The organism is Rhodoferax sp., from assembly GCF_018063565.1.
Lineage (GTDB): Bacteria > Pseudomonadota > Gammaproteobacteria > Burkholderiales > Burkholderiaceae_C > Rhodoferax.
On record NZ_JAGPBB010000051.1, the window covers coordinates 1 to 18,503 of the forward strand.

General features: G+C 57.5%; 20 protein-coding genes and 2 pseudogenes. 4 read left to right on the forward strand and 18 right to left on the reverse strand.

Going from position 1 to position 18,503, the window contains the following annotated elements; genetic code table 11:
- Nucleotides 1-617 (forward strand): annotated as a pseudogene (locus KBF66_RS12410) (hypothetical protein); the annotation flags it as partial.
- Nucleotides 618-1,037: 420 nt separating this feature from the next.
- Here KBF66_RS12410 and KBF66_RS12415 read toward each other — a convergent pair.
- The 5 genes from KBF66_RS12415 to KBF66_RS12435 form a co-directional block, all read right to left on the reverse strand.
- Nucleotides 1,038-2,069, reverse strand: coding sequence for a BMP family protein (locus tag KBF66_RS12415; protein ID WP_296656997.1), 1,032 nt, complete (start codon nucleotides 2,067-2,069; stop codon nucleotides 1,038-1,040).
- A gap of 595 nt (nucleotides 2,070-2,664) precedes the next feature.
- Nucleotides 2,665-3,108 carry a PACE efflux transporter gene (locus KBF66_RS12420; protein WP_296657000.1) on the reverse strand — a complete coding sequence of 148 codons (444 nt, stop codon included), beginning with the start codon at nucleotides 3,106-3,108 and terminating at the stop codon, nucleotides 2,665-2,667.
- Nucleotides 3,109-3,347: 239 nt separating this feature from the next.
- Entirely contained in the window at nucleotides 3,348-3,854 is a 507-nt protein-coding gene (locus KBF66_RS12425; protein WP_296657089.1) for a GFA family protein, read from the reverse strand.
- Between the two features lie 18 nt (nucleotides 3,855-3,872).
- On the reverse strand, nucleotides 3,873-4,322 hold the full coding sequence (locus KBF66_RS12430; protein WP_296657003.1) for an SRPBCC domain-containing protein: 450 nt from the start codon (nucleotides 4,320-4,322) through the stop codon (nucleotides 3,873-3,875).
- Between the two features lie 50 nt (nucleotides 4,323-4,372).
- Nucleotides 4,373-4,819, reverse strand: coding sequence for an SRPBCC family protein (locus KBF66_RS12435; protein WP_296657091.1), 447 nt, complete (start codon nucleotides 4,817-4,819; stop codon nucleotides 4,373-4,375).
- A 380-nt stretch (nucleotides 4,820-5,199) separates the two neighbouring features.
- On the opposite strand from KBF66_RS12435, the gene KBF66_RS12440 reads away from it, so the two are divergent.
- The 3 genes from KBF66_RS12440 (at nucleotide 5,200) to KBF66_RS12450 (ending at nucleotide 8,539) form a co-directional block, all read left to right on the forward strand.
- Nucleotides 5,200-5,997: an ABC transporter substrate-binding protein gene (locus KBF66_RS12440; RefSeq protein ID WP_296657007.1), complete on the forward strand. Its 798-nt coding sequence runs from the start codon at nucleotides 5,200-5,202 to the stop codon at nucleotides 5,995-5,997.
- A gap of 71 nt (nucleotides 5,998-6,068) precedes the next feature.
- The gene (locus KBF66_RS12445) at nucleotides 6,069-7,982 is read left to right on the forward strand and encodes a diguanylate cyclase (RefSeq protein WP_296657010.1); all 1,914 of its coding nucleotides are present in this window, start codon (nucleotides 6,069-6,071) and stop codon (nucleotides 7,980-7,982) included.
- A 239-nt stretch (nucleotides 7,983-8,221) separates the two neighbouring features.
- A complete protein-coding gene (locus tag KBF66_RS12450) occupies nucleotides 8,222-8,539 on the forward strand; it encodes a hypothetical protein (RefSeq protein ID WP_296657014.1) in 318 nt (105 codons plus the stop codon).
- A gap of 85 nt (nucleotides 8,540-8,624) precedes the next feature.
- Here KBF66_RS12450 and KBF66_RS19635 read toward each other — a convergent pair.
- The 13 genes and pseudogenes from KBF66_RS19635 to KBF66_RS12510 all read right to left on the reverse strand — a co-directional run.
- Nucleotides 8,625-8,909 (reverse strand): annotated as a pseudogene (locus KBF66_RS19635) (SH3 domain-containing protein); the annotation flags it as partial.
- A gap of 131 nt (nucleotides 8,910-9,040) precedes the next feature.
- The gene (hisG, locus tag KBF66_RS12455) at nucleotides 9,041-9,691 is read right to left on the reverse strand and encodes an ATP phosphoribosyltransferase (protein WP_296657018.1); all 651 of its coding nucleotides are present in this window, start codon (nucleotides 9,689-9,691) and stop codon (nucleotides 9,041-9,043) included.
- 69 nt (nucleotides 9,692-9,760) lie between these two features.
- Nucleotides 9,761-11,035, reverse strand: a complete 1,275-nt coding sequence (gene murA / locus KBF66_RS12460) for a UDP-N-acetylglucosamine 1-carboxyvinyltransferase (protein WP_296657022.1) — start codon at nucleotides 11,033-11,035, stop codon at nucleotides 9,761-9,763.
- 4 nt (nucleotides 11,036-11,039) lie between these two features.
- Nucleotides 11,040-11,282, reverse strand: coding sequence for a BolA family protein (locus KBF66_RS12465; protein ID WP_296657024.1), 243 nt, complete (start codon nucleotides 11,280-11,282; stop codon nucleotides 11,040-11,042).
- 23 nt (nucleotides 11,283-11,305) lie between these two features.
- Nucleotides 11,306-12,061: an ABC transporter permease gene (locus tag KBF66_RS12470; protein WP_296657028.1), complete on the reverse strand. Its 756-nt coding sequence runs from the start codon at nucleotides 12,059-12,061 to the stop codon at nucleotides 11,306-11,308.
- The gene (locus KBF66_RS12475) at nucleotides 12,058-13,008 is read right to left on the reverse strand and encodes an ABC transporter ATP-binding protein (RefSeq protein ID WP_296657031.1); all 951 of its coding nucleotides are present in this window, start codon (nucleotides 13,006-13,008) and stop codon (nucleotides 12,058-12,060) included. The genes KBF66_RS12470 and KBF66_RS12475 overlap by 4 nt, the downstream gene beginning before the upstream one ends.
- A 7-nt stretch (nucleotides 13,009-13,015) precedes the next feature.
- Nucleotides 13,016-13,303, reverse strand: a complete 288-nt coding sequence (locus KBF66_RS12480; protein ID WP_296657035.1) for an STAS domain-containing protein — start codon at nucleotides 13,301-13,303, stop codon at nucleotides 13,016-13,018.
- Nucleotides 13,304-13,306: 3 nt separating this feature from the next.
- Nucleotides 13,307-13,954 carry an ABC transporter substrate-binding protein gene (locus KBF66_RS12485; RefSeq protein WP_296657038.1) on the reverse strand — a complete coding sequence of 216 codons (648 nt, stop codon included), beginning with the start codon at nucleotides 13,952-13,954 and terminating at the stop codon, nucleotides 13,307-13,309.
- A 24-nt stretch (nucleotides 13,955-13,978) separates the two neighbouring features.
- Complete coding sequence (locus KBF66_RS12490; RefSeq protein WP_296657041.1) at nucleotides 13,979-14,737, reverse strand: VacJ family lipoprotein; 759 nt, start codon at nucleotides 14,735-14,737, stop codon at nucleotides 13,979-13,981.
- Nucleotides 14,734-15,222 (reverse strand): outer membrane lipid asymmetry maintenance protein MlaD, encoded by a 489-nt coding sequence (mlaD, locus tag KBF66_RS12495; RefSeq protein WP_296657045.1) that lies wholly within the window; start codon nucleotides 15,220-15,222, stop codon nucleotides 14,734-14,736. Before mlaD ends, KBF66_RS12490 begins: the two co-directional genes overlap by 4 nt.
- A 130-nt stretch (nucleotides 15,223-15,352) precedes the next feature.
- Nucleotides 15,353-16,135, reverse strand: coding sequence for a lipid asymmetry maintenance ABC transporter permease subunit MlaE (mlaE, locus tag KBF66_RS12500; protein ID WP_296657049.1), 783 nt, complete (start codon nucleotides 16,133-16,135; stop codon nucleotides 15,353-15,355).
- A complete protein-coding gene (locus KBF66_RS12505) occupies nucleotides 16,132-16,950 on the reverse strand; it encodes an ABC transporter ATP-binding protein (protein WP_296657053.1) in 819 nt (272 codons plus the stop codon). The genes mlaE and KBF66_RS12505 overlap by 4 nt, the downstream gene beginning before the upstream one ends.
- 86 nt (nucleotides 16,951-17,036) lie before the next feature.
- The gene (locus KBF66_RS12510; protein ID WP_296657057.1) at nucleotides 17,037-18,503 is read right to left on the reverse strand and encodes a glutamate synthase subunit beta; all 1,467 of its coding nucleotides are present in this window, start codon (nucleotides 18,501-18,503) and stop codon (nucleotides 17,037-17,039) included.

An 18,503-nucleotide genomic window follows, 5' to 3' on the forward strand; every position in this document is an offset into this window, starting at 1 on the left:
TCCATGTTGATCACCATCTCGGGATGATCAACCCACTCGCCAATTCACCTCAAATTACGGCTTCAGGCTCATTCCTGCGTGGAAATACAGTGCCCTGTTCAGGCTCATACCTCATTGGACAAGGCTGGAATGTGCGTCAAATGAACCAAGGTGCACAATGGTTGGCCCTCACGCTCATGCCATGGATCATGCAACTGCCGCAGGATCAGCCGCTCAATTTGCTGGACGCCATGCTTCACCCCGAGGGCATGACACGGCATATGACCAACCTGGAAGAAGTTGCTCCCGCCATGCTCGCGCATTTGCGCGATGACGCAAGTACCGTTCCAGAGTTGCTGCCGCGTGTGGAAATGCTGACTGCTCAGATTCAAAAGCGCTTGGGCAAGAGGCCGCTCATCCACTATTTCAATTCTGCGCCCCGACAAACTGCTCCAGTTCTCACGACTCGATTTTCAACCGCGCATGGCGAGTTGGCATTCTTTAGCATGTTTTCCACCTTCGGTACACCGCAAGACATAACACTCGCGTCGCTGCGGGTTGAGCATCTGTTTGCGGCGGATGACGCGACGCGGGCGGTGATTGCTGCGCAAGCGGGTCGAGTCGCCATGCCTCCTTAGAGATGCCGAATGGCTGCTCCTTGTCCCTGAAATCGTGCCATCGAAATTCCACTGTCAACCTACTAAAGCCAGCCAACTTTCTCCGAAACCGACCGTCAAAATGAAAGTCAGGTTTTAAGAAAATTGTAGACCCGGACAAAAGACCTCGAACAGGTTGTTCTGGAAAACCATCAAATCGCACTCCACCGGAATTTCATTTGGTTTGGCAATAGTGTGGCCGTCAAACCGACCTGCACTGGCCAACTCAAACCAGATCTCAAAGTGCTCGTCTATCGTCTTGTCGAGCAGCGTGCGTTCGGAATGGCGCGGGTTGCAGAGCTTTGGCTTTGCACCCGCAAGCACATCCGCGTGCGAATGCGAGTGTGCTTGCGCTGGGCGCGCAGCGGCGCTTACTGGCCAATCTGATTTTGGGGTGAAAGTTCAGGCCGGGGTTTGAAACTCGGGGCCGTCGTAAGCTTCGGGCACCTTGATTTGGCCTTTGGCCAGAGCCTGGGCGATCCCTGCCACCCGCTGGCGCACCTCGGCGGGCACATCGCTGGCCATGCTGAGACTGACCGCCAGTGGGTTGTTGATGCCAATTTTCTGGACGGTGCCAGCCGGGAACTTGCTGAGTTGAGCATCGTTCACAGCTTGAAACACAGCCATGCTCACATCGGCGATGGCCGACCCCACAAACGTCTGTGGGTCGCTAGCCACCCAGTCGATGACGTTGCCGATTTGTCGCTTACGCTGCTCGCGGCATGCCTCGGTGACACCGTTGCGCCCAGCGTTGAGCATGGTGAAAATCACGTCGGCACCCGCCGCCATCTCGGCCAGGGCAATGCGTTTTGACAGGGCGTTGTCGTCCTGATTGCCTGAAAAGTTGGTCAACACTTTCACGTCAGGGTTGGTTACCTTCACGCCTGCCACGTAGGCTGCACGGCCTTTCAGGCCCGGTCGAACGCGAATGCCCGACATGTGGCCCACCACACCAGTGCGCGTGGTCAGTGCTGCCAGCACACCAGCCAAGTAGGCAGATTCTTCCTGCAGCACTTCGTAGCTGCACAGGTTGGCACCGGTCACGGCACCCTGGGTCACCACAAACTGAACATGTGGAAAGCGGGCAGCGACCTCTGCGCAGGCCTCGTTGTTCTGCCCGCCGTGGGCAAGCACCAGCTTCACGCCCGAGCTCGCCAGTTCGGTTAGCGCGGCCACGAGCAGTTCTTTGCGGGGTGACACTCCTGCGGTGTGGCGCGTTTGTGTCCCCAGTTCCAGGCGGGCGCGTTCCATTCCACGCCAACCGGCTTCCATGAAACCCCGGTCGTCAATGCGGCCAGCAAACAAGCAGCCCACACTGATGGGCGTTGAGCCACCAATGCCTGCGCAGGCACCCAAAAAAGGTAGCGCCAACAGGCTGGTACCCGCCAAGTTGAAACGGCGACGCGACAGGGGAACGAGGACAGAATGGTTCATAAAAACTCCTTTGCTGCATGCCCAGCAATAACCACGCCAATGAATGAATGCACCAGTTTATCAAGGAGTTAGCCGAAACCGCATACCCTGAAAACTGAACTGCGTTGGCAGATTTCCTCCAGCGTGCGTACATTGCACAGCGCAGTGGCTTGACAGTTGTGGCATTCACGTTCTTGTCCAATGCGCCAGATCATCTCAGAAATCGAATTCCGAGCCAGACGGCTGTTGGCTAGACGTGGGCACTTCGACCGAGACTGGGCGACGGGAGTGCAAGAGCGAAAGCTGTCACTGGGTAAGTACGAAGACCTGCCAAGGGACGGCAAGTGTGTTTCAGACTATTGGTTCTAGCAACCACGCAGCTCAAGCGACCCAAACCCTGGCTAAAACGCAGCCACAACAACAGTAACGGTACCCACCCGTTCGCAGAATGCAACTGTGCAGCGGTTGGAATCATTGGGGTTTTGGTGCTGAGTGGCTCCAAGACTCGTTGCTGTCGATCAGGTTGGCCGTCTGGCATTGAAAGTGCATATGTTGGTACAGGCTGTTGCTGCATCTATGCATGAGCCATGGGTCCGTGCGGCAGGTGGGGTGCACCTCACCGTGCCGACTCAGGCAATCCAAACAGGTGGTCGAAACTCCACGTAAAAACCAGGGTGTAGCCCATGAAGAACAGCAAGAAGCCAAGTTCGGTCAGCACGGCTTCCCACAGTCCGATGTGGAGCCACAGCGCCATCACCGGAATCAGAAGCAGCCCCAGCCCCCCCTCAAAGCCGATGCCATGCACCAGGCGCCGAAGGGACGAGCGTCCCTTGACGCTTTGGCGCTGCTCCCACCATTCGAACATCGCGTTAAATGTGTAGTTCCAAGCCAACGCAATAGTGCTCATCAAAACCGAAAGGCCCAGCGCAGAGCCTTTGCCTTCGTCAAAAAAAATGGCAATGGCCGGTGTAACCAGAGAGATCGCGACAAGTTCGTACAGCAGTGCCTGCACGACACGGCGCGTACGAGGCGCCATTGCAACGCCCAAAAGCCCATTCATGTTGCTACGGCTAGGAAATTTGAAAGCATGGAGGCAATTATGGCTCGGCCTTTGGGTGCCAGCTAAAGCCAGGGCCAACGTCGGGTCAAGAGGATACAAGTCGCAAATTGCTACTACCGCTTACAGCCTGACGGAGTCAGTGGTCTGGGTATAGAGCAGTTTTCCGGGCGGCCGGCTGTTATAGGAAACTGCTCGAAACCTGACAGGCGCCTTGAGAAATCGCATGTCCCGAATATGACTCACCTGTTGATCGTGTCCTGATACGCCTCAATGGCAGGCAGAATCTTTTGCCGACGAGCCAGACTGTCGGCTGACCAGTATTGTTCTCGGTCGTAATAATCAGGCACGGCCGGTACACCAGCCCCGAGTTGAACCCAGGCCTGTTTGGAGGCGGTAAAGATGTGAATGTCGGGTGGCAATTGGTTCGGGTTGTCAAGTGTGCCCACTCGAACAAATTTGACGACTGGACCCGAGCCTGCATAGTGACTCCAGACTGCAACCCAACATTTGGGGCAGCGCGCAATTTTCTGACCGAGGCCACTGGCTGATGGTGTGTCGATCATTTCAGGTTCGACGCCAAGATTCGTTACTCGGTCTGCCTCAATCATTGCATTGAGAGCAAAAGATGCACCAGATTCCCTTTGACACCAATAGCAATGACAGCAGTGCACAAAAAGTGGCGCACTCTCCAACCGGTAGCGAACCGCTTTACAGTCGCAACCACCCTCGATAGGGAACGTATTCATACTCAAGTTGAACAAGGTTTAGACGACACTGATAACGCGCTGGACCTCAACGCCGAGCCTTTCCAGATTCTGATGATTGGCATTTGCGACAAACGAGGCAATGCGTTCATAGTGTTCTCGGGTGTCGAACGTCTGTTGCCACTTCAAAAGTGTGCTTTGACCTTGGCCAGCCAGCTCAAGCGTCAGGAAGAAGTGATGGCCAGAGAAGTGTTCGATCGCAACGCACTTGTCAGGCACTATGCGTACAAAATGACTTTCATTCGGATAGTCCTGTCCGTCTGGGCCGTGCATGGTTAGTACCCAGCGACCGCCATCAAAAAACTCGAAAGTATGAATCGTGTTCGTAAAGCCATCAGGCCCCCACCACCTGGCAATACGCACAGGATCACTGATCGCGGCAAAAACCTGATCTGGGCTTGCATCGATCAGCCTGGTTCGTGTGTCCGAACGGGACTCGATAGATTCCATGACTTTAGTTTGCTTGGATCTGTTGCATTGGTGGGTCTTGCATCACGGTGTCAGTCGGCAATCTCGGGTTCGACAAGTTGGCCAAGTTGTGCCAGAGATTCCTGCCAGCCGAGGTAGCACATTTCAAGAGGAATGATTTCAGGCAAGCCTTCTTGCACAATGGTGATCCCGGTGCCGCAGGACACCTTGGTAAGAACCACCGTCACCCGTATTTCCCCTGGCAAATTCGGATCATCGAATTTATCTGTGTAGCGAATGAGTTCATCAGGTACAAGTTCGAGATATTCGCCGCCAAAAGAGTGGCCATTGCCTGAACTGAAATTGGTGAACGACATCCGAAAAGTTCCACCGACTTTGGCTTCCATGTGGTGAACCTTGCACGTAAAACCAAACGGTGGCATCCACTTTGCCATGGCGTCAGCGTCCAGAAACGCGCGATAAACACGCTGCGGCGGTGCACGAAGCACTCGGTGCAGTCGCACTGTTCCTGTCGGCATAGTCAATGTTCCTTTGCTGTCGATAGTCACGGGATAAATCGATGTTACGACTTTGCAAGCAAGCTTGCATCTTTGAACTTCAGGAGCCGACCATAACGACATTCCACCGCATTGACAGACGGTGGATCGGTCTTGAGATTTCGGATCACCCAATCGGTGCAATCGAGCATCTCCTCCCAATGTCGGCAGTAGATTGATCAGGTGTTTTCCCAACCAGGCTCAGGTGATTGCCTGATGTATTTTGCGAGGGGCTTGGACTATCGTAAGGCATGCTCAAAAAAAATTTCGATCGTCGAGCAGTTATGCCCTGACGACCATTGAGTTTTTGCTTGATGGCCGCGTGTATATTTCTTGTCGATTGCCGTATCCAACCCTATGCCATGCGAATCATCCCTTTACTCCTGGCCCTTGCCTGCTCTGGCTTGCCGCTTCTTTCGGCAGCTGAAACTGTGACAACAAGTCACCTCGACAGGGTCAGGGCATCCAAGGTGATCCGTGTGTGCATTTGGCCTGATTACTTCAGCATCACCTATCGCAACCCCAAGACGCAGCAGCTTACGGGCATCGATATTGATATGGCCCAAGCGTTGGGAAAGGACCTTGACGTCACAGTGGCGTTTATTGATAGTTCGTTTGCCAAACTGGTCGACGATGTCACTCAGGATCGGTGCGACGTTGCCATGTTTGCCGTTGGCATTACACCCCAACGTGCGGCCAAGCTGCGCTTCACTTCTCCGCACTTGGCCAGCGACATCTACGCGGTTACCACACAAACCAATCGCCGTATAAAGGGATGGGACGACATCGACAAGCCTGGGGCAGTTGTCGCAGTAGCCAAGGGTACATTGCATGAGGGTGTGATGAAAGACAAACTCAAGCTTGCAAAACTTCTGGTTCTTGACACCCCCTTTGCCCGCGAGCAAGAAGTGCAATCGGGGCGGGCAGATGTTTTCATGACCGACTACCCCTACAGTCAGCGGTTCCTGGCCAATGCCGACTGGGCTCGTCTGGTTTCTCCACCCGGAAATTACCACCTGACGCCATACGCCTATGCGGTTAAACCAGGCGATGACAGGTGGCACGCGCGACTTGAACGCTTTGTCAGCGACGTTAAGAGCGATGGCCGTTTAATGGCCGCTGCCAAACGCCACAAGCTTGACCCCATCGTCGCCCCATAATGGCACACGCTCGTCGATCGCCATGGGCGTTCTTCGCTGCGTTGGCACTTTTCATAGGTGCAGTTCTGAGCTTGACTGCATATACCCTGTGGTTACTGCGCTCAGATGCCATCAAGAGCGGACTTGCAATATCGGCGATATTTACACGTAGCTTCGAAGATCATCTGACGCAGAGTCTTCGTGTCACCGAACTTGCCGGTGTGAATGCGGCGTCATCAGAAAAAGGACAACTCAATCTTCGTCAGATGGAGACAAATTTTGTTTTCATATTGCACAACTCCCCTTTTCTGCGTTCCGTGTCACTATTGGACGAGAGCAATCTCATCATCGCCAGTTCAAACTCTGCCAATCTCGGCGTCACGGTTCCGACCAAGGACTTCTTTCCTATTGCTGCAGGCACGCAGTCATTTCTTCGCATTGGTACACCCTGGGCCGGGCGAGACTTCGCCGACGGCCATGCAGTTGGCAACCAACTGCCAAAAGATACACCAGCGCGCTTTCTGCCTGCAACGCATGGGGTAGACATAGGACCCCGAAGCTTGACCCTGCTCGTTGCGCTCAATCCCGATTATTTTCTGAACTATATGTCGAGGCAGTTCGACACCAGGTCAGGCTCGGTGGAGGTGCTGCGCCTCGATGGCATCCAGCTGATGTCCACTGACTATGAACAACGTTTTGGTGCGCCAAAAAATGAATTTGCCAAAAGAAGACTCTTTTATGAGGTGGAGTCTGGTGAATTCGAGCAGTCTGTGCATGGTGAACGCACCGTATTGACAGCTTTTCGTGTCTCGTCGCTTTACCCTCTGGCGGTTGTGACCCACATCCAACGCGACTATGCCTTAAGTCAATGGGAAACCGAGACCAAGACCATTCTTGGCATTGTTGTTCCAACGCTGCTGATCGTCAGCTTGTTGTCGATTTCCCGTTACCGACGCCAGCTTTTACTAGAGGCCAAGACAAATGAATCCAACCGGCTGCAGAAAATCAATGCAGCACGTGTGTTCACCAACAGTCATGAAGGGATCATGATGTGCGCGGCTGACGGCAGCATTCTCGACGTCAACGACGCATTTACACGTATTACTGGTTACAGCCGCGACGAGGTTTTGGGCCAGAACCCCCGCATTCTGAGGTCTGGGCGGCAAACCAAAGAGTTTTATGCAGACCTTTGGCGCGATTTAAGCGAGCACGGTTTTTGGAGCGGAGAGCTATGGAATCGTCACAAAAATGGCGAAATCTATGCAGAGATGTTGACCATTAGCGCCGTATCAGACTCGCAAGGTGTCGTTCAACAATTTGTGGGCCAGTTTGCTGACGTTACCAAGCGCAAGATGCTGGATGACCAGGTTCGCCTGATGGCTTTTTTTGATCCACTCACAATGCTGCCAAATCGCCGGATGCTCAACGACCGATTGAGTCAGGCCATGGCCACAAGCAAGCGCAGCGGTCTTTGCGGGGCCTTGATGTTTCTGGATCTTGATAACTTCAAGCCTCTCAATGATACCTACGGGCACGAGGTGGGCGACTCGCTACTGATTGAAGTTGCAACGCGTTTGAAGGGTTGCCTGCGAGAAGTGGACACCGTCGCCCGGTTTGGCGGCGATGAGTTTGTGGTGATACTCAGCGAGTTGATGATCGACAAAACTCAATCCACCGCGCAAGCACGCGGCGTGGCAGAAAAAATTCGTGCTACTCTGGCCTTGCCATTCTTCTTGAGGCAGGCACAGCCCGGCAAGGAAGATACAGTAATCGAACACGGTTGTAGCATCAGTATCGGAGTCGTCGTGTTCGCTAACCACGAACTCAGCGAAACCGCCATCCTAAAGTGCGCCGATGCGGCGATGTACCAAGCAAAAGCCGGGGGCCGTAACGCAATCCGATTTTGTGAGGCGCACTTGGTGGCTGACGAGACTCCGTCAAGAAGGCTTTCGTCAAGTGGCGCTCAATCAGATGTCTTAAATCCCGCTTTGGAGCGGCTTGATTGAACGGCAGGAATGTAGCAGGGACGATCTTCAATCTTCTCAAGAACCATGCGCACACCGGGTGCCATACCTGACGATATTCATTGCCCTGTTGTGTGCGCCTCGTCCGTGTGGCAGTGAACTACCTGATTCTTCCTCGGTACGCGACAGCCGCAGCCGTTATCGCCTGAGCACCAAGTTCAGCCGCCCAGAAAACCAGCATCATTGCCTGTTTTGTGGCGGTGGCAGGCGATCGGTGCCAGATGGCCGGGGCTTCATTCCTCCGGGCGATGGTCGATCACCAGGTCTGGCCACGGGTGGTCGCGCTGGCAGGGGTCGCACACCCGATGGACGCGGTGGCACCACCTGCGCAGGACGCACGCCAGGTCTGGCCATCGGTGGACGCGCAGGCAGTGGTCGCCAGCCCGATGGGCGACTCGGCGGCGGCGGGCGCCATCCGGGCGGACGATGAGGTGGACGCCAGCCCGGGGGGCGGGGCTGATAGTGCCAATGCTGCCAGTGCGAGTGCCGACGGTACCACGGGCGATCAAAGTAGTGGTCGGCCCAATAGGCGCCGATGATGAACGCCAGCACGGGCAGCCCAATCGATGCGCCTCGTTCGGCAACATTGACTTCCCCATTCTCGAAGGTCGCGCTGAGGTAATCCGCTCGAACCCAACCACGCAGCGACTCGACCCTCACGTCACACCACTGGTAATCGCTCTGACATCCCATCACTTCAACGGGCGTGCTCTGGCGCAAAGTGTGGACCACAGGGAAATCACGATCCGGCCCCGCGCGCAGGTTCAGATCAGCATTGGTCAATGCCGAATACGCTGCCGCGTGGGAACTTGCCAAGACGGCACCCACCACCGCCAGCCGGCGCAGGGCGACCTGCAAGCGCTGGTAAACGGATGTTTGCGCGGAAAAAAGCGTTTTAGTCGGCACCATCAAATGTGCAATCCGGTCAACGGGGATGACCGCTGAACCACTTTATCACAGTGGCCAGAGTACGCGGGGCCCAATCAGGCGAGCCTGACTTGTCGTGGCGACTGCGCGACGAGCAGGAGCAAATGCAAAGATCACGCCACGACCGTCTGCCCAACAGCGGCCGCAAACGCATCAATGATCGGCCGCAACTGTGCCTGTTTGAGCTTGAGCGCGGCCTGATTCACCACCAGCCGCGAGCTAATGTCCATGATGTGCTCGACTTCGACCAGATGGTTCGCCTTGAGCGTGTTACCGGTCGACACCAGATCCACAATCGCATCGGCCAGGCCCACCAGCGGCGCAAGCTCCATGCTGCCGTAGAGCTTGATCAGATCGACGTGCACGCCTTTGCTGGCAAAAAACTCGCGTGAAATCGCCACGTATTTGGTGGCGACCGTCAGGCGTGAGCCTTTTTTGACAGCGCTCTGGTAATCAAAGTCGGAGCGCACCGCCACGCTGATGCGGCACTTGGCAATCTGCAAATCCAGCGGCTGGTACAAGCCCTGGCTACCATGCTCCAGCAGCGTGTCTTTGCCGGTGATGCCCATGTCCGCACCGCCATATTGCACATAGGTCGGCACGTCGGTGGCGCGCACGACCAGCACGCGCACATCGGGCTGGTTGGTGGCCAGAATCAGCTTGCGGGACTTTTCCGGGTCTTCCAGTACCTCGATACCAGCCGCCCGGAGCAGCGGCAAGGTTTCCTCAAAAATGCGCCCCTTGGACAGTGCGATTGTAATCAATTTGGCCTCCAGCGCTTATTGAATAAGCATTTATTGCTATACATTATTGCTTTATCAAGAATCGACCATTCAACGAATACGCTCGATATTGGCACCCAGCGCTCGCAATTTATCCTCCATCTGGTCGTAACCCCGATCCAGATGGTAGATACGGTCAACCCGGGTTTCGCCCTCGGCCACCAGACCCGCAATGACCAGGCTGGCTGAGGCACGAAGGTCTGTGGCCATCACCGTGGCACCTGAGAGCTGAGAAACGCCCTCCACCACTGCCACCTTGCCGTCTATCTGGATACTGGCACCCAGGCGCACCAGCTCGTTCACGTGCATGAAGCGGTTCTCAAAAATCGTCTCGGTCACCTTGGCTGTGCCTTGCGCCAAACAGTTGAGCGCCATGAACTGCGCCTGCATATCGGTCGGGAAACCAGGGTATTCGGTGGTGCGAAAGCTCTGCGCCCGCAAGCGATGGGCACCCGGCGACTGAACTCTGATGCCACTGTCAACCGCCGTGACCGTGACGCCCGCATCACGCAGTTTTTCCACCACCGCTTCCAGATGGTCGATGCGGCCATGTCGCAACAACACATCACCACCGCTGGCCGCTACCGCGCACAAAAACGTGCCCGCCTCAATGCGGTCGGCCACCACCTGATGGGTACAACCATGCAGCCGTTCCACACCCCGGATGCGGATGCGGCTGCTGCCATGGCCCTCGATTTGCGCGCCCATCTGGATCAACATCTCGGCCAAGTCAGGAATTTCGGGTTCCTGCGCCGCGTTCTCCAGAATGGTCTCGCCATCGGCCAGGGCTGCGGCCATCAAAAAATTCTCGGTCCCGGTCACCGTCACCATGTCGGTGGCGATGCGCGCACCCTTCAGGCGCGTGAGCCCGGGTGCCAGCCGAGCCACCATGTAGCCATGCTCCACCACGATCTCGGCACCCATCGCACTGAGACCCTTGATGTGTTGATCCACAGGGCGCGAGCCAATGGCACAACCGCCAGGTAGCGACACCTTGGCATGACCAAACCGGGCCAGCAGTGGCCCCAGCGCCAGCACCGACGCACGCATGGTTTTCACCAACTCGTAGGGTGCCTCGGGTTTGAGCGGGTCGGCCGCATGAAAACGCATACCGCCGCGTTCGCCCATGGTCTCGGTCACAACCCCCATGTGGTTCAGCAGGGTGCGCATGGTGGCCACGTCTTTCAACCGGGGAACGTTGTGCAACACCACCGGCTCGTCGGTCAGCAAAGCCGCGCACAGCTCAGGCAGGGCCGCATTCTTGGCACCCGAGATGGTGACCTCGCCAGACAGTCGCTGGCCGCCACGAATCAGCAATTTATCCATGCGCTTATTGACCTTGTGCGGCCCACTCCGCCGGGGTAAACACCTTCATCGACAAAGCGTGGACTTCATCGTTTTTCATGCGATCGCCCAGCGTGGCGTAGACCCGCTGGTGGCGGGCAATGGCACGTTTGCCTTCAAATTCGGCGCTCACCACGGTGGCATACCAATGCCGGCCATCACCCTCCACCTCAAGATGAGAACAGGGCAAGCCGGCGGCAATCAGGTTTTTTAACTGGTCAGCAGTCATAAGGTTCCAAAAATAGGCAAAGATCAATATCGGATACGGTAGCCAATGCGCAGCAGATTCAGCGCGGCCGCACTCACAAGCGCCAGTGTCACGCCCACCACCCCCAGGCTGAGCCAGGGCGAAACATCACTGACCCCAAAGAAGCCAAAGCGAAAACCGTCGATCATGTAGAAAAACGGGTTGAAATGGCTCACGGTTTGCCAGAACGGCGGTAATGAGTGAACGGAGTAAAACACACCGCTCAAAAACGTCATCGGCATCACAATGAAATTCTGGAAGGCAGCCAGTTGCTCAAACTTTTCACTGTGCAGCCCGGCAATCACACCCAATGCGCCCATCAGCATCGAACCCGACAACGCAAAGACGGCAATCCACACCGGGGCGACAAAGCTGAACTCAGTGAAAAACACCGCCACCAGAAAGACGCCCAAGCCCACCACCAACCCGCGAAACACCGATGCGCCCACATAGGCGACAAACCAGTGTCCATACGACAATGGCGTGAGCAGCAAAAACACCAGATTGCCCATCACCTTGCTGGCAATCAGTGAGGACGAGCTGTTGGCAAAAGCGTTTTGCAGCAGACTCATCATGGCCAGGCCCGGCACCAGAAATGCGGTGTAGCTCACCTGCCCATACACCTTGACGTGCGATTCCAGCGCATGACCAAAAATCAGCAGATACAGCATCGCGGTGAGAATTGGACCGCCCACGGTTTGCCCAACCACCCGCCAAAAACGCATGATTTCCTTGTAGAGCAACATCTGCCAGCCGGTCATGCTGCCACCCCTGAATTGGCCGACGACACCTTGCCATGCTGCTTCATCACGTCCAGAAACACGTCTTCCAGATCAGCGCGGCGAATTTCCATGTCCAGCGCAAGCAATCCGGCCTGGCGCAACACCGCCAGATGGTTTTCAACCGCTTGGGCGTCTTGTGCCGGCACCTGTACCACGCGACCGGTGACGCGCGCACCCGGCAACAGGCCCTGCGGCAAGTCGCGGTCGATCTTGAAGCGCAGCACATTGCTCGACGCCGACTTGAGCAGCGCACTGGTGCTGTCGAGCGCTACCACCCGGCCGTTTTTCAGCATTGCGATGCGGCCACACAACGCCTCGGCTTCTTCCAGATAGTGCGTGGTCAGCAGGACAGTGCTGCCAGCCTTGTTCAGCTTGGAGATAAACGCCCACAGCGTCTGACGCAGTTCCACATCAACCCCGGCAGTAGGTTCATCAAGCACTATCACCGGCGGCTTGTGCACCAGCGCCAACCCCACCAGCACGCGGCGTTTCATGCCGCCTGACAGCGCCCGCATATTGACGTGCGCCTTGTCGGTCAGACCCAGGCTGTCCAGCAGCTCATCGATCCAGGCGTCGTTGTGCCGTACGCCAAAGTACCCCGACTGAAAGCGCAGCGCCTCGCGCACGTTGAAAAACGGGTCAAACACCAGTTCCTGCGGCACAACACCCAACTTGCGGCGCGCTGCTGCATAGTCGATTTGCACGTCGCTGCCCAGCACGGACACCCGGCCTGAGGTGGCTTTGGCCAGCCCGGCCAGAATGGTGATCAAGGTGGTTTTACCCGCACCGTTGGGCCCGAGCAGGCCGAAAAACTCACCAGGCTCGATGTCCAGGCTGACCTGGTCCAAGGCCAGAAAGCCCTTGCCCGGGGATTTGGCTGGTGCCGGATAGGTTTTGCTGACAGACTGGAAGGAGATGGCGGGCATGGGGCCGCTATTTTAGGGGCGGTGTCCCGGCCAGGGCAGGCAGCAGTTCAGCAATGCCATACAGGCGCGCCAGTTCAGCCAGGCGCGTGGGCAGCCCGGCAATGGCAAAACCGCGCTTCAGGCGCAAGGCCTCGCGGCGCAGCGCCAGCAGCACCGCCAGTGCGGTTGAATCAAACTCACCCAAACCCGAGGCGTTGACCTGCACCTCCCCCGTCTGCGCTGACAGGTCGGCCAGCAGGTCGTGAAGGCAGCGCGTGGCAGTGGTTTTTGTCAGCGCAGCGGGCAGTTGCAACACGTTTTAGCCCTTGGCTGGCTTGGCCGCAGCAGCATTGTTCTTGTTCATCTCGACCAACTTGGCAATCAGACCATCGACGCCTTTGGCATTGATTTCCTGCGCAAACTGGCTGCGGTAGGTGTCCACCAGCCACACGCCCAGCACGTTCATGTTGAAGATCTTCCAGCCAGCGCCCACGCCGGGGGTTTTCTCCAGCCGGTAGTCGAGCTGCACCGGGTCACCCCGGCCGGTGATGACGGTGCGCACAATCACCTCTTTGTCTTCCGGCGCCGAGCGCAGTGGTTTGACCTGAAAGCTCAGGTTCTTCGCCTGGCTCATCGCCCCGGCATAGGTGCGCACCAGCAGGGTCTTGAACTCGCCCTCCAGCCGAGTGCGCTGCTCCGGCGTGGCCTGACGCCAGCCCGGGCCAACGGCGGATGCCGTCATGCGCTGAAAATTCAGGTAGGGCATGACCTTTTCATCCATCAGTGCAATGATGCGCCCCACATCACCGGCCTGCACCGCCTTGTCATTGGCAATGGTGTCGAGTGCCTCCTTGGTGAGCCGGTCGATGAGCGCGTCAGGCGCCTCGTCAGCGGCCCAGGTCGGCCAGGCCACCGGGAAGGTCAGCGCGGCAACAGCCAGCCACCGGGTAAGTGTGCGTCGGTTCATGGTCAGGACTTTCATTGACAAGGGCTACTTTTGAGGTTCATCCAGTGTTTCCGGCGTGAACTCATCGGATTCGGGCGGATTGCCGTCGTACACCGAGTTGCGGCGCCGCTGTAGGAATGCGTCACGGGTGAAGGTGTACGGGTCGAGCGCCACTTGGTCGAGCATGGCGGTCGCCTGGAGCAGCTGCGAGCGCTGGTTCACCATTTTGAGAAAGGTCGCCGAATTGCGGGTAGGAATGTGCTCCACGCCGTCGAGCAGATTGCCTTGGGAGTCGACAAACATCGCGGCGGTGTCGCGCGCGGTTGACGGACCCAGAATCGGCAGCACCATATACGGGCCGGTTCCCACCCCCCAGTGGCCCAGGGTGTCACCAAACCCTTCGGTGTGACGTTCGATGCGCATCTCGGAGGCGATGTCGAGCACACCACCCAACCCAAAGGCTGTATTGACGCCAAAGCGAAAGAAGCTGTTGGCGGCCGCCTCGCCCTTAAGCTGCAATGCATTGTTGACGACCGACCAAGCATCTTGCAGATTGTGAAAGAAATTGGTGATGCCGGTGCGCACGGGCGACGGCAACACATCGCGGTAGGCGGTGGCGGCGGGCTGAACAACAGCACGATCCACGGTGTCGTTGAACTGCCAGACGCCACGGTTGAAGGGTTCAAGCGGATCACGCGGATCAGCGGTCGGACCTGTGGCACATCCGACCAGCAGCGCCAGCAGGCCCATGGCGAGCGCACGAACGGGGGCAGTGATCCAGAACTGATGGTTGGGTGGGCTCATGGTTTGGCCTTTTCACTTGGGTTGGCTGCCGGCTCGGCCGCCTTGCTGTAGAGGAATTGACTGATCAGGTTTTCCAGCACTACGGCTGACTGGGTGCTACCAATGACATCACCGGCAGCAAGATTTTTGTCGTCAGCCCCGGCCTCAATGCCCAAGTACTGGTCACCCAACAAGCCGCTGGTCAAGATTTTGAGCGAACTGTCTTTGGGGAACGCATAGCGGGTCTCCAGTGCCAGCGTCACTTTGGCCTGAAAGCTCTTGTCGTCAAACACAATGTTGTCCACCCGGCCCACCACCACCCCGGCACTTTTTACGGCCGCCTTGGGTTTGAGCCCCCCGATATTGTCGAACTTGGCAGTTACCGCATAGGTTTTCTCAAAACTCAACGACAGCAGATTGGCCGATTGCAATGCCAGAAACAAAATCGCCAGCGCGCCGATCAGCACAAACAAGCCGACCCAGATGTCATTTTTGGAGCGTTGCATCTTTCCCTTTCTAATCAGTTGGGGACAGAGCAGCTGCACTTCGTGTCACCTGGTCTTTCCCACAAAAAAATCGCAAAGTTGGGGACAGAGCAGCTGCACTTCGTATCATCTGGTCTCTCCCGCAATGTATTCATATGGTAAACATCATGGCCGTCAGGATGAAATCCAGGCCCAGCACGGTGAGCGAGGCCATGACCACCGTGCGGGTGGTGGCTTTGGCCACCCCTTCGGGCGTCGCTTGCGCGTTATAGCCTTGCAGCAGCGCAATGAAGGTGACCGCCACGCCAAACACGAAACTCTTGACCACGCCATTGCCCAGGTCGGCAAACACATCGACGCCACCCTGAATCTGGCTCCAGAACGCACCGCCGTCCACACCAATCATCAGCACCCCTACCACCCACCCGCCCACCACCCCGGTGGCGCTGAACATGGCAGCCAGCAACGGCAAGGTGAACACACCGGCCCAAAAGCGCGGTGCCAGCACACGCTCGATCGGGTCAACGGCCATCATCTCCATCACACTGATCTGCTCACCCGCCTTCATCAGACCGATCTCGGCAGTCAGCGAGGTGCCAGCGCGCCCGGCAAACAGCAGCGCCGACACCACCGGTCCGAGTTCGCGCACCAGGCTTAACGTCACCAGGAGCCCAAGCGACTCGGCTGAGCCATAGCGCTTGAGCGCGTAATATCCCTGCAACCCGAACACAAAGCCGACAAACAGGCCCGCCACCGTGATGATGGGAAGCGAGTAGTTACCCAAGAAATGAATCTGGTCGCGCACCAGCCGATTGCGCCGGATGGCGTACGCCAGGGTGCCACACAGGCGCAAAAACAAGCGCGCCGCAAAACCCATGGCATCAAAATGCCGGCGCACCGCATAACCCACCTCATGCGGCCGGTACCATCTCATGCCACCACCTCGGCACCAAAGTCTCGTACCACGCTGGGGCCGGGGTAATGAAAATGCACCGGACCATCCGGTAAGGCGTTGACATACTGCACCACCAGCGGGTCGGTGCTGTGACGCACCTCGTCCGGTGTACCCTGGGTGGCAATTTTGCCGTTGGCCAGGATGATGACCTGATCGGCAATGGCGAAAGTCTGCTCCAGATCGTGGCTGACAAACAGGCTGGTCAGGCCCATGGTGTCGTTCAGCTGCCGGATCAGCCGCGCCGCCGTCCCGAGCGAAATCGGATCGAGCCCGGCAAAAGGCTCGTCATACATCACCAGTTCAGGATCCAGCGCAACGGCACGCGCCAGCGCCACGCGGCGTGCCATGCCGCCCGACAGATCGCTGGGTTTGAGGTCCCGTGCCCCACGCAGGCCCACGGCGTTGAGCTTCATCAGCACCACGTCGCGGATCAGCGCCTCGGGCAGGTCTGAATGCTCGCGCAGCGGGAAGGCGACGTTCTCAAATACATCCAGGTCGGCAAACAGGGCACCGTACTGAAACAACATGCCCATGCGCCGACGCGCCGCGTACAACTGCGCTTGCGTCATTGGCGTGATGTCTTGCCCATCAAACAGCATCAGCCCCTTTTGCGCCTTGATCTGCCCCCCGATCAGGCGCAGCACCGTGGTCTTGCCGCCACCTGAGGCACCCATCAGCGCCGTGACCTTGCCGCGCGGGATGGCCAGCGTGATGTCGTCCAGAATCAAACGCTCGCCATAGCCAAAGCTCAGACGGCGCATTTCAACCAGATTGGGAGAGGGATTTGGGGCCATAAAAAGAGAGACCGGGTAAACCCGGCCCCTGGATCATAAGTGAATGCACCCCGGCATGTTTTTGACCCGCTCCAATGTCCTGCCGGTCAGCGCGGCAGGTCGCTGGAACCCATCAAGAATTCGTCGACCGCCCGCGCCGCCTGACGCCCTTCGCGAATCGCCCACACCACCAGGCTCTGGCCACGGCGCATGTCACCGGCTGCAAACACCTTGGGCACGTTGGTGGTGTAACCGCCGATCAGTTCAGTACCGGCTTTGGCATTGCCACGGGCGTCTTTCTCGACACCAAAAGCGTCGAGCACCGTCGCCACCGGGTTCACAAAACCCATCGCCAGCAGCACCAGATCGGCCCTGTAGGTCTTTTCTGAGCCTGGCACTTCGGTCATCTTGCCATCTTTGAATTCGACATGGACCGTCTTCAAACCGGTGAGCTTGCCTTTTTCACCGATAAATTCCTTGGTGGAAATAGCGAACTCACGCACACAGCCTTCGTCGTGGCTGGAACTGGTGCGCAGCTTGAGCGGCCAGTACGGCCAGGTCAACGGCCGGATTTCTTCCACCGGGGGCTGCGGCATCACCTCAAACTGGGTCACACTGACCGCGCCATGGCGGTTGCTGGTGCCCACACAGTCGCTACCCGTGTCACCACCGCCAATCACGATGACATGTTTGCCATCGGCACGCAGCTGGTTTTTGAGCTTGTCGCCCGCATTCACTTTGTTTTGCTGCGGCAGGAACTCCATGGCGAAATGGATGCCGTCCAGATCACGCCCGGGTACCGGCAGATCGCGCGACTGCTCCGAGCCACCAGTCAGCAGCACCGCATCAAAGTCTCTCTGCAATTGTTCCGCCGAGACGGTTTCCTTGGCCCAATTGGTCACCTTGCTGCCTTTGGGCATGGCACCGACCAGCACGCCGGTGCGGATCGTGACACCTTCTGCCTTGAGTTGCGCCACACGGCGGTCGATGTGTGATTTTTCCAGCTTGAAGTCGGGAATGCCGTAACGCAGCAAACCGCCCAGGCGGTCGTTCTTTTCCAACAGCGTGACGCTGTGCCCGGCGCGTGCGAGTTGTTGCGCGGCGGCCATGCCGGCCGGTCCGGAGCCCACCACCGCTACCGTTTTGCCCGTCTTGACCGCTGCCGGCATCGGTTTGACCCAGCCCTGAGTCCAGGCGTGGTCAATGATGGCGTGCTCGATGCTCTTGATGCCCACCGGCAGCTGGTTGACATTGAGCGTGCATGCGGCTTCACAGGGTGCCGGGCAGATGCGACCGGTGAACTCGGGGAAGTTGTTGGTGCTGTGCAGCACCTCGATGGCGTTTTGCCAGTCACCTTGATACACCAGATCATTGAAGTCCGGAATGATGTTGTTGACCGGGCAGCCGCTGTTGCAAAACGGTGTGCCGCAGTCCATGCAGCGCGCGGCCTGCTGGCGCGACTGCGCGTCGTTGAGGCCCACAACAAACTCGCCGTAATTTTTGAGCCGCTCCGGCACGGGTTTGTAGCCCTCCTCGATGCGCTCAATTTCCATAAAACCTGTGACTTTTCCCAT